This window comes from Rothia sp. HMSC069C10 (genome assembly GCF_001812205.1).
GTDB lineage: Bacteria > Actinomycetota > Actinomycetes > Actinomycetales > Micrococcaceae > Rothia > Rothia mucilaginosa.
This window is the reverse complement of sequence record NZ_KV808290.1, coordinates 17,904-29,386: the sequence shown is the minus strand read 5'-3', so window position 1 is coordinate 29,386 and position 11,483 is coordinate 17,904. Positions and strand designations below refer to the sequence as shown.

10 protein-coding genes are annotated in these 11,483 nt (G+C 60.0%); 8 read left to right on the top strand and 2 right to left on the bottom strand.

Translation table 11 applies throughout. The features are described from left to right. Positions 1-2: 2 nt before the first annotated feature. Positions 3-260 carry a hypothetical protein gene (locus tag HMPREF2842_RS00890; RefSeq protein WP_070629492.1) on the top strand — a complete coding sequence of 86 codons (258 nt, stop codon included), beginning with the start codon at positions 3-5 and terminating at the stop codon, positions 258-260. Positions 261-491: 231 nt separating this feature from the next. Here HMPREF2842_RS00890 and nucS read toward each other — a convergent pair whose 3' ends face one another. Then, a complete protein-coding gene (gene nucS, locus HMPREF2842_RS00885) occupies positions 492-1,205 on the bottom strand; it encodes an endonuclease NucS (protein WP_005506450.1) in 714 nt (237 codons plus the stop codon). A 247-nt stretch (positions 1,206-1,452) separates the two neighbouring features. On the opposite strand from nucS, the gene HMPREF2842_RS09035 reads away from it, so the two are divergent. Continuing rightward, the gene (locus HMPREF2842_RS09035) at positions 1,453-1,779 is read left to right on the top strand and encodes an ATP/GTP-binding protein (protein WP_081094630.1); all 327 of its coding nucleotides are present in this window, start codon (positions 1,453-1,455) and stop codon (positions 1,777-1,779) included. A 66-nt stretch (positions 1,780-1,845) separates the two neighbouring features. After that, entirely contained in the window at positions 1,846-2,664 is an 819-nt protein-coding gene (locus HMPREF2842_RS00880) for an alpha/beta hydrolase (protein WP_070641915.1), read from the top strand. A gap of 184 nt (positions 2,665-2,848) precedes the next feature. On the opposite strand, the gene HMPREF2842_RS00875 is transcribed toward HMPREF2842_RS00880, so the two are convergent. After that, positions 2,849-4,135 (bottom strand): AI-2E family transporter, encoded by a 1,287-nt coding sequence (locus tag HMPREF2842_RS00875; RefSeq protein WP_070641913.1) that lies wholly within the window; start codon positions 4,133-4,135, stop codon positions 2,849-2,851. A gap of 294 nt (positions 4,136-4,429) precedes the next feature. On the opposite strand from HMPREF2842_RS00875, the gene HMPREF2842_RS00870 reads away from it, so the two are divergent. The 5 genes from HMPREF2842_RS00870 (at position 4,430) to HMPREF2842_RS00850 (ending at position 11,122) form a co-directional block, all read left to right on the top strand. Continuing rightward, positions 4,430-5,443: a co-chaperone YbbN gene (locus HMPREF2842_RS00870; protein ID WP_070641912.1), complete on the top strand. Its 1,014-nt coding sequence runs from the start codon at positions 4,430-4,432 to the stop codon at positions 5,441-5,443. 319 nt (positions 5,444-5,762) lie between these two features. Then, complete coding sequence (locus HMPREF2842_RS00865; RefSeq protein ID WP_070641910.1) at positions 5,763-6,758, top strand: ABC transporter ATP-binding protein; 996 nt, start codon at positions 5,763-5,765, stop codon at positions 6,756-6,758. Further along, positions 6,734-8,410, top strand: a complete 1,677-nt coding sequence (locus tag HMPREF2842_RS00860) for a transporter (protein ID WP_070604643.1) — start codon at positions 6,734-6,736, stop codon at positions 8,408-8,410. Before HMPREF2842_RS00865 ends, HMPREF2842_RS00860 begins: the two co-directional genes overlap by 25 nt. Positions 8,411-8,691: 281 nt before the next feature. Next, positions 8,692-8,991, top strand: coding sequence for a DUF3039 domain-containing protein (locus HMPREF2842_RS00855; protein ID WP_005506434.1), 300 nt, complete (start codon positions 8,692-8,694; stop codon positions 8,989-8,991). Between the two features lie 343 nt (positions 8,992-9,334). After that, a complete protein-coding gene (locus tag HMPREF2842_RS00850; protein WP_070641908.1) occupies positions 9,335-11,122 on the top strand; it encodes a DEAD/DEAH box helicase in 1,788 nt (595 codons plus the stop codon). The last annotated feature ends 361 nt before the right edge of the window (positions 11,123-11,483 follow it).

Below are 11,483 nucleotides of genomic sequence, written 5' to 3'. Positions count from 1 at the left end.
TCATGGCTCTGAAAGTTGAAGTTGTTTCCCGCGAACGCGTCGTGTGGACTGGCGAAGCGAAGTACGTTCGTGCACGCTCCGTCAGCGGTGACCTCGGCATCCTGCCGGGCATGATCCCCACCTGCACGCTGCTGGCACAGGACGGCGAGCTGCTCATTGAACCTGTTGATGGTGAGCCCATTAAGACCATCCTCAACGCAGGTTTCTTGACCGTCTCGAACGATCACGTGACCATCGCTGCAAAGCACGCACAGATTTAAAGTCGGTTCTCTACAGAGGGAATTGACCGCTGTGTACACCTCGCCGGTGTTCCACCCTGAAAGGGGAGGGGCACCGGCGATTGGTGTATCCGGGGGTAGAGCATGGGCCCAGAAAGAGCGCGCGTGCAGAACGACAGCGTGCATAGAAAGATAATGCGCACAGAAAAGGGGCGCCTCCCATGTATCGGGAGGCGCCCCTCAAACTATGTGTAGCCGCCTAGCTAGAGTCGTTTAGAACAGGCGGTCAGCCGAATCGTCCACGCCGCGCATCGCGTCGTAGTCCAGGCTGACGCAGCGGATGCCGCGGTCCTCAGCCAGGGTACGAGCCTGCGGCTTAATCGTCTGCGCCGCAAACACGCCGCGCACCGGAGCTAGCAGCGGGTCACGGTTGAGTAGCTCCAGGTAACGGGTCAGCTGCTCCACACCGTCAATATCGCCCACACGCTTGAGCTCAACCGCCACGGAGACGCCGTGCGCATCCTTCGCCATGATGTCTACCGGACCGATAGCGGTCGGGTACTCGCGGCGCACCAGCGAATAGCCCTCACCGAGAGTGTGGATCTGCTCTGCGAGCAGACGCTGCAGATCAGCCTCCACACCGTCCTTGATGAGGCCGGGATCAACACCCAGGTCGGTGGCGTGCTCGTGCTCAATCTTGTAGATGCGAATCATGAGGCGGTCATCGCTCTTAGCTGCCTGAACGGTCCACAGCTGCTGAACATCGGACTCCAGGTCCTCACGGATGCTCTGCGGAACGTCCTCACGCTCAGCCACCAGCAGGGAGCAGGGAGGGCTCATCCAGTTCAGAGGCTTGTAGGAACCGCCGTCGGAGTGAATGAGGACGGAGCCGTCATTCTTGACCATCAGCAGGCGGGTAGCGCGGGGCAGGTGGGCGCGGAGGCGGCCCTCATAATCTACGGAGCATTCAGCAATGACAATACGCATCCGTCCACTCTAGCAGGTACGAGTGTTTGGCTCTAGCAGGTGAGGGTATGAGCTAGGGAACCTGAGCTTGGTACAGGTCGCGGTACGGGGGCACAGTAGGGAAGTACGGCACAGTAGGGAGGCGCGGCACAGAGCGGGGGAGTACCGCCTCAACATGAGTACCACGCCAGTATGTGGAAGAGCGTAGAGCGAACAGTGGCAGAACCGATAGGTAGAGATAGCTGAGCGGCGCGGTAGAATAGGGCTCATGGCACGTAAGAATCATCCCGGCAGGCGAGTATCCGGCACCACCAGCGATAAGTGGCACCGTCAAGCACCCGCAGGGCGTGATATCAGCAGGATCCTCGATCCTGCGCCCCGATTGGAACGTGACCGATACGGTGACTGGCTGGTGCAATACATTCCCGCCGTCAACGCCCAAAAAACCTACACCTGCCCCGAATGCTATCGCCCGATTCCGCCCAGAACAGCGCATCTGGTGGTGTGGCAAGAAAGCCACACGATGGGCCGTAGCCGCGCTATTGACGAGCGCAGGCACTGGCATCAGCATTGCTGGCGCATCCGCCGCAAATAGGCTGAACACTGCACTTGAGGTGCAGCCCAAGACCATATTCTCGAATCCATTTCTTGAAGGAACGCAATGAGCAATACCGCCGATATTACCCGCGAGCAGGAATTCGATCCCGCCCGCTACGTCTTCAGCACCGCCGCTGAGCCCACCCCCATTAAGGCACGTACTGTGCTTCCGGCACGCCGCGAGAACTTCACCGTCACCACCGCGGATGGCAAGCGCCTTGTCGGTGAACTTGCCCTGCCCGAAGGCGAAGTCAAGGCAACCCTGGTGACCTTCCACCCGTTGCCCACCCACGGCGGCTACATGGACTCGCACGTGTACAAGAAGGCGTCCTTCCGCCTGCCTGCGCTGTCGAACATTGCGGTGCTGCGTTTCAACACTCGCGGCACCTCCTCGATTCGCGGCACCAGCGAAGGTGTCTTTGACGGCGGCTTTGCCGAGAAGAAGGACTTCGACGCAATCCTGAAGTTCGTACGCGAGCGCGCCCTGCCGAACCCCTGGCTGGTCGGCTGGTCCTTCGGCACCGAGCTGGTGCTCAAGTACGCGCCCGAATACGCGAGCGAGTTCACCGGCGCTATTCTGCTCTCCCCGCCGCTGCACCGCGTGCACCCGGCTGAGCTGGACGAGTGGAACAAGATCTCGAACCCGCTGTACGCGCTGGTGCCCGAGCATGACGACTACCTGCAGCCTCCGGCAGCGCGTGAGCGTTTCGCGGCTGTACCGCGCACTCGGGTGATTCCCTTTGAGGGTTGCAAGCACCTGTGGGTGGGCGAGAAGTCCGTGCAGCAGGTCCTCAACACCGTGGTCAGCATCGTGACTGGTGTACCCACCGAACTGCCCACCGAATACAGCGGCCCGGTGGCAGAAGAAATTACTGAGCTCTAAAGGTTCGGCATAAAAACACGACATAAAAACGCTGCATAAAAATATCAAGGCGGCGGCTTTGGATAGAACATCCAAAGCTGCCGCCTTCGTATCTATACGCGATGCGTGCCCCGCGGGAAGAGTAGCGAGAGCTTAGAGAACCTACAACTGTTTACAGCTGGAGGTGACTACAGTTGGGCGGTGACTATAGTTGGTCCTGGCGAGGAATGAACACCTCACGCACCAGAATCAGCATGGAAGCCGCCACCGGAATAGCAATCAGCGCGCCCAGCACGCCCCATAGCGCGCCACCGGCAGCCACCGAAATAATCGCAACACCGGCAGGGACCGACACAGCGCGAGCCATAATACGCGGAGAAATCAGGTACGCCTCCACCTGCAAGTACAGGAAGTACGCCACCGCAAACCACAACGCAAGGCTCCAGCCCTGGGTCAGCAGAATCAGCGAGGTCAAAATCAGCGCAATCACGCCACCAACCAGCGGAATGAACGCCAGAATCATGACGACCAAAGCCATCAACTGCGGGAAGCTGAAGCCCAAAAACAGCATAATAAAGAACGCCACAAAAGCATTCAGAACAGCAACCAGAGCCTGACCCATCACGTAGTTACCCACCGACTCGGTAATCTTGTCGGTAATGTACTTGACGCGCACACGCTTAGACGCCGGCGCCAGGCGCACACCCCACGCCTTGATGGTGTCCATCGAAGTGAGGAAGTACAGGGACAGGAACAAGACAATAATTACGCCGGTCACGCTCTGCGCCAAAGTAGACCCAGCAGAAACCAAGCTCGACATGAAGCTATTGACCTGTGAAGAGGAGAACGTTGACTCCAAGAACTTAGGGACGTTCTCATTCACCCAGGTGCTGATGTTAAAACGCTGATCAAGCTCGTGGTACCAATCAGAATCAATTGTGTTCTGATAGATACCCGGCGCGTACTGCACAAACTTAGATGCCTGCTCGCTAATAATTGGGCCAATGGTCATGACCAGACCGGTCACAGCGCCAGCAAAACCAGCAAGCACAGCAATCACGCCGATACCGCGCTTAATGCCCCAAGACTCCAGGCGGCGCACAATCGGGTCTAGACCCAGAGCAATGAAAATAGCACCGGTCACCCAACCCACCAGGGCACCCACATTGTTGAAAATGTAGTAGGCGAAGAGCGCCAGACCCACGCCCACGGTCATGAGGAAACCAAAAGCGACCGGGTTGTGCATCATGGATGCCTTGCCGTTGCCGACCACCTTCGGTGCGGGAGGCGCATCCTCAGAAGCGGCGGGAACCACCGGAATGGTATCCGTAGGAGGCATAGAAGCGCGGCGGCGGTTGGAACGCACCTGGCTAATGCTTTCGGTCAGCTCGCTGAAGGTCTCCGTTAGCTGATCGGTGAGGGATTCCTTCTTGCGCGTCTCGGGGGACGATGTCGTCTCTGCGGGAGCTTCTGAGGCTTTCTTCTCGCTCATGCTCTTCCTTTCCGAATCATTCCGGGTATTTTTTCTCTACTGTGCCATTCTACCGGCTGGTTTACTTTGTTACGGCGTCCACGGTGAATCCCAAGGACAGGGGAGTGCATGTGGGAGAGATATTTGCGGGACGGATCGGGCAATAGCCCAAACGCTATCCCCGGCATGAGCTCAGAGCGTAGGCGACAGAGAACGGGCGCTCGCAACGGTGCGTTGTGGGGATAATAGAGGAAGGAACGCGTGAAGGATCTAGCCCGCACGCAACAATAGGTACAGAACGTAAAGGAGCCCAGGATGAGCATTATTTTTGATCCGGCAGACCGCGGCGCATCCCAGAACGCGGCACAGGGTAACGTCGCGCAGGGTAGTGCAGCACAGAACGGGGCAGTGCAGAACGGGGCAGCGCAGGAGATTCCCGCCTCCGTACGCAACGCCATGGAACTGAACCCCAACGCGGCACAGTCTGCTGGCGAACAGGGCGGCGAGCAGACCCCCTCCGCTCCCACCTGGCGCTACGAGGTCAACACCCCCGAAGAGTTCCAGAAGTTCGTTCAGCTCTCCAGCCAGGGCGCCGTGATTTTTGCGCTCTACGCACCGCACTCGCCGTCCTCCCTGCAGATGCTTGAGGGCGTACAGAAGCTCGTCGACTCCGCCGCGGGTAGTATGATTTGCGCCGCCGTGGATGTCACCAAGCTCCCCGAAGCTGCCCAGGCATTCGGCGTGAGCGGTGTGCCCGCGGGTGTTGCCGTTCTGGCGGGCCGCCCGGCACCGATTTACACCGGCCCGGTCAGCGCAGAAGACCTCGGCGATGTGCTCTCCCAGGTTCTGCAACTCGCGGCACAGTACCAGCTGCCCGGCGGCTTCGACCCGGTCGTTCCCGAAGATGAAAAGCCCCTGCCGCCCCTGCACGCAGAAGCTGTCGCCGCCCTCGACCGCGGCGACCTGGAGGGCGCCCGCGCCGCATACCGCAAGGCAATTGCCGAGAACCCCGGTGATAAGGAAGCGAAGCTCGGCCTGGAACAGGTTGAACTGCTCGCCCGTGTGAAGGATCTGGACATGGCAACCGAACGTGCGGCGGCCGCGGCAGATCCCATGAACATTGACGCCGCGTTCAACGTAGCCGACCTGGACCTGGTCGGTGGCCACGTGGAGGACGCGTACAACCGTCTACTGCGCCTGTTCAGCGCTGTTGGTCCTGACGATAAGGCGTGTGTGCGCGAGCGTCTCGTGCAGCTCTTCGATGTGGTGGGTGCATCTGACCCGCGCACCGTCAAGGCGCGTGCGGCACTGACTATGGCGCTGTTCTAAAAGGCGCTGTCGCCTGGGAAACGTCATGAGCCGGTCTAGCTAGCTCTGGCTAATCTAGGCGGCTGAAACGTTGAATACGGACGGGCTATCGTCTACCCCCGCACTCGGGTTGCGGGGGTAGACGGTAGCCCGTTCTGTTTTGCGTTTTTTGGCGGTTTTGAGGGTGGGGAGAGTTTATCGACTCAACCTGTCTGATAGTGCGGCTGGATGGTATCTGTAGCACTCCGGAATGTCCATAATATGCGTTGTGAGTACTTAATAATGCAGGTTTCATCACCAAACCTGCTAGACCTCATGGGGGGGGTGGTAGGGTGAAAATATGAACACTAGTCACTTTCCCCAGGACCCGAACCCGCAAGAACCAGGTTCACCGCAGAACCCGGTACAAGAGACCAACCCGGTACTAGAGACCACAGTAGAGGCAACCCCCGCCGCGGCAGCACCCCAGGCTGTAGCCTCCGAATCTGTAGCCCCAGAAGCTCCTGAAGCTGTAGTTCCCGCATCGGTAGCACCGCAGCTACCCGTCACCCCGCAGACTATACCTGTAGCTGGCGCTCGCCCCGCCATCGAAATCCGCGGCCTCACCAAGGCATTCGGTCAGAAGGTCGCCGTCGACCGCATCAACCTCGACATCCCCTCCGGATCCTTCTACGGACTGGTCGGCCGCAACGGTGCCGGTAAAACCACCACCATCTCCATGGTCACCGGCATGCTCAAGCCCAACGAAGGCACCGCATACGTGCGCGGCATCGACATGTGGGCCGACCCGCTCAAAGCCAAGGCACACCTGGGTGTGCTGCCCGACGGCGTGCACCTCTTCGACAAGCTCACCGGCGAGCAGCTCATCACCTACTCCGGCTACCTGCACGGAATCGATAAGGAAACCGTCGCCTCCCGCGTCAAGGACCTGCTCGTGGCCATGGACCTGACCGACGCTGCGGGTCGTGCCGTTGCCGACTACTCCGCCGGTATGACAAAGAAGATTGCGCTCGCCGCCGCCCTTGTTCACGCACCCTCCGTGCTGATTCTGGATGAGCCCTTCGAGGCGGTCGACCCGGTTTCTGCCGCTAATATTCAGGACATTCTGCGTGGCTTCGTTGCCTCCGGCGGAACTGTCATTATCTCCTCGCACGTGATGGACCTTGTCCAGCGCCTGTGCGACCACGTAGCCGTCATGGACTCCGGCCGTATTCTCGCCGCCGGAACCGTCGACGAAGTACGCGCCGGCGTGAGCCTTGAAGAACGATTTGTGCAGCTGGTCGGTGGCCGCACCTCCTCGGAAGGATTGTCATGGTTGGGCACCTCGTCTCACTAAAGTGGCAGTATGTGCTCGCTTCCTTCCGCCGAAGCATCTGGGCGCTCATCGGCCTGATTTTTGCGGCGCTTTATGCGGGCGGTATGCTCTTCGGCCTCGGCTCCGCATACGTTATCGCTAACTCGGAGGTACCCGAATACGGTCAGCTCGGCGCCCTCCTTGTAGGCACCGTTGTGGCGCTCGCCTGGGCTATCGTCCCCATCTTCTTCAGCGGACTGGACGGCACCCTGGACGAGAGCCGATTCGTGCTCTTCCCCATCAAACCCTCCACCCTTCAGAAGGGCCAGTTCCTCGGCGGGTTCGTGGGTATCCCCGGTATCGCCAGCATCATTGCCGTGCTGCTGGGCGCTATCGCGTTTATATCGCAACCGCTCGCGCTGGTCGTGTACCTCATCTGCTGCGTGCTCGGCCTTGCGAACCTCATGGTGTGGGCGCGCCTCGCCAACCGCCTGGGCATGGCGCTGAACGATAACCCGCGCATCGCCAACACCCTGATGATCGTTGCCATGCTACTGATGATGAGCGCCGGCTTTATCTTCGGTGGAACGATAACCTACCTGACCAAGCACTGGGAAGAGGTGCTGCCCTACCTGCCGTGGCTCAGCGTGACGCCCTTCGGGTCGGCATTTGCGGTGCCCTACTTTATGGCGACCGGCAATATGGGTACCGCCCTTGGTTGCCTGGCTCTGACCCTCGTCTACCTGGCTGGCGGATGGTGGCTGTGGGGTAAGAACCTGGCACGCTCCATGGCGAATGTGGGCGGTAGCGCGCACCACGCCAGCGCTGCCGAAGTCGCCGCAGGTGATTTGGGTCTGTTGGCACGGTTCCCCGCAACCCCGCGTGGCGCCGTGGCGGCACGAACCCTGCACTCATTTCTGAAAGACAACCGTCTGCAGCTGCTGACCGCAAGCACCGCCATGCTTTACCTGATACTGACGGTGGCTATGCCCCTGTTCCTGAGCTCTGTAGGCTCCTTCGAAAGTCGGGCCAGTTTTAACGGCGTCAACGCGGCTGAAGCTAACCAGATCATCAATAGCGGCGTGATGCAGCTCTTCGGATTTTGGATGTACTTCTGCACCGTCTTCACCGGCTACTACATGTGCTACCTCGTCTCCTACGACAACACCGCATTCAGCCTGCACGTGCTCTCCCCGCTACGCGGTATTGACGATCGTCTCGGCCGTCTCTGGGGTTACAGCATCCTGATGGTTCCGATCGTGGTGGTGATGGTGTTCGTCGCCTCAGCGGCAAATGGACACCTGGAGCTTTTCCCCATCGTGCTGATGCACCAGCTGGGCGTGCTCGCCGCAGCGGCTGGTATGGGCAGCGTGATGGACACCTTCATTAGCCCGCCCGTGGCGCCTCCGGGTGCTAACCCGTTCAAGAACCCGAAGAACAATGAGGGCTTCGCTAATCAGTTGCTGCTCATGCTCACCGTAATTCTGGTGATGCTCAGCGCGCTACCCGGCGGTATCTCGGTTGTTGTGTACATTTTCGTGACCCAAGATCTACTAACCCTCGTCTACGGTGGCTTGATTCAGCTGCTGATTGGTGCCGCACTGCTCGTGGGCGGCGTGGCATGGGGCGGTCACCGCTACGACAAGGTCAGCTCCAAGATGCTGGAGCGTGTGGCACGCTTCCAGGCGAACTAACAAGAGTCGAAGCTCCAGCACATCAGGAATAAACGAGAGGGGTTCCGTGTTAGGTACTAAGCCTGGCACGGAACCCCTTTTCTGTGCCGCCCGAACTTCTAGCGGAAAGAAGCTCACCGCAATACCTAAGAGTCTATGGTTGAGCTGTGGCCTGCCTCCATATTGACCACCCGGGGGCTCAGCACCTCCCAACTGCTACTAAAATAGAGAAGGCGCCAATCACCCAACCGTGCAGCGGCACCCCTCACCCTATGTATCCCACCTCATCATCAAGGAGAAACATGAGCTCGATCGAAGGCATCGAAGACCCCTTTGGCCCCGGAACCGCAGGCGGCACCGCCCTGCTCGAACGCGAAGAAACCCAGCTTTCTGAGCCCGGCGACCACGAGCGCTTCTCCCACTACGTACGCAAGGAAAAGATCCTCGAATCGGCGCTGACCGGTGAACCCGTACGCGCCCTCTGCGGCAAAATGTGGGTACCCGGCCGTGACCCGCAGAAGTTCCCCGTCTGCCCCCAGTGCAAGGAAATCTACGAAGGCCTCGCACCCGGCAACGACGGCGACAACGGCTCCGGCGAATAATACGCGCCAGACGACACGCTTCAGACAACACAACCGGGGCGATACAACCTGGGCGATACGCCTGAATAAATACGAATAAATAACACGCCGCAGCAGCAAGACTCAACGGTCCAACACCGCTCATGAGACTTTGCTGACGAGCACTAAATTCTTGCACCACAGCCCGGCCCAACCCGCGGATGTGGTGCTAGAATTTAACCTCGCTGTGCCCGGACCGCCAGAGCGCTAAGAACACCAGAGCAATGGGAACGCCAGAGTGCCCACCACCTCCACACGGGGGAGGAACACCCTGCGCTGAGTTGGCGGGAGGAATCAGCAGAGGTAGACGAGGAAGAAGGAGAGAATGAGCGCACCCGCAGAGGAACCCACCCTATTCGACAGTATGGTGAAGCCGAAGCTCTCCCCGGCATACCCCGACCGCGCCCCCTGGGGCACCTCGGTGCACCTGCGCGCCTGGCAGGCAGAAGCCATGCAGAAGTACTTCGAAACCAACCCCCGCGACTTCATGGCTGTGGCAACCCCCGGCGCGGGTAAAACTACCTTCGCGCTCACCCTCGCCAAGGAACTGTTCAACCGCGGCACGGTCCGCCAGCTCATCGTTGTGGCGCCCACCGACCACCTGAAAAAGCAGTGGGCAGACGCCGCCGCGAAGGTCGGTATTCCCATTGACCCGAACTTCAAGAACGCGGATGTGACCATCAGCCGCCACTACAAGGGCGTGGCGCTGACCTACGCGCAGGTGGCGAATAAGCCGCAGCTGCACGCCCGCAACACCGAGGAAACGAAAACCCTCGTGATTTTTGACGAGATTCACCACGCCGGTGATTCCCTTTCCTGGGGTGACGGCCTGCGTGAAGCGTTCGACGACGCGACCCGCCGCGTGGCGCTGACCGGTACCCCGTTCCGTTCGGACACCTCCCCGATTCCGTTCGTCACCTACGAGGTCGACAATGACGGTATCCGCCGCTCCAAGGCGGACTACTCCTACGGTTACGGCCCCGCGCTCAAGGACCACGTGGTGCGCCCGGTCATCTTCATGGCGTACTCGGGCCAGATGCGTTGGCGCACCTCCGCGGGCGAAGAAATGGCGGCAAACCTCGGCGAAGGTTTCACCAAGGACATCACCTCCCAGGCGTGGCGAACCGCCCTCGACCCCAACGGCGAATGGATCCCGACCGTGCTCGCGGCAGCCGATAAGCGCCTGACCGAGGTGCGCCGCACCGTGCCCGACGCCGGCGCGCTCGTCATCGCCACCGACCACGCGGACGCCAAAGCCTACGCAGAGCAGATTCAGAAAATCACCGGCGAATACCCCGCCGTGATCCTCTCTGACGACCGTGAAGCCTCCGCGAAAATCGACGAATTCCGTGAAGGCATGCAGCGCTGGATGGTCGCCGTGCGCATGGTATCCGAAGGCGTGGACGTGCCCCGCCTCGCCGTGGGCGTGTACGCCACCAGCACCAGCACCCCGCTGTTCTTCGCCCAAGCAATTGGCCGTTTCGTGCGTGCCCGCAAGCGCGGCGAAACCGCCTCCGTGTTCCTGCCGTCGGTGCCGCAGCTGATGATGCTCGCCAACGACATGGAGGTCGAGCGCGACCACGCCCTCGACCGCGGCGCACCCCAGGAAATCGACCCCATGGTTGAAGGCCTGGACGACCACCTGCTCGAAGAAGCAAACCGCGAGGAGCGCGCCTCCGAGCAGTTGGCACGCGGCAAGTTCGAGGCGCTCGGCTCCGAGGCGTCCTTCCACGGTGTGCTGTTCGACGGCGCCGAGTTCGCCTCCGGCAACCTTGCCGTGGGTAGCGAGGAGGAGCAGGACTTCCTGGGTATCCCGGGTCTGCTGGATGCGGAGCAGGTGGGTACGCTGTTGCGTGCGCATCAGCGTGAGCACGCGGCGCGTCGCCCGGCGACGGCGGCACCTTCGGTGGTGGATCACCGCCAGTTGAAGGCGCTGCGCAATAAGTTGGCGAAGAACGTGGCGGCGTGGTCGATTCGTTCGGGGCAGCCGCACGGCGTGATTCACAACGAGCTACGCAAGATTTGTGGCGGCCCGGCGGTCGCGCAGGCTTCTGCGGAGCAGATTCAGGCGCGTCTCGATAAGCTGTCGGACTGGTTTGTTGGTCGACGCTAGAACGCGGATAGAACGTCAAGAAAAGCCCCGCGAGTTTTTGCGCTCGCGGGGCTTCTTACGTTTGTGGGGCTACTGTAGCTCTTTGAGTGATTTTTACCTGAAGGTTTTTTGAGGTGCTTAAAAGCACATGCGCGGAAAAATAAGGCGACTAGATGGTGGGAATGTGTGGTTCTTGGAAAGTAGATGTTGGTTTTTGTTTCCTAATTTGAGAAAAACATCGTCTGAAGGTTGTTTATGGGAGGTGTGCCAGAGGGATTTAAGGGTGGAATATGTGTGAATAAAAGTTCAAGCATTGGTTGAATAACGCAGGTCAAAGTGGGTTTATGGAAGATTGTGTGCGTTTTTCGCTTGAAAAACTCAT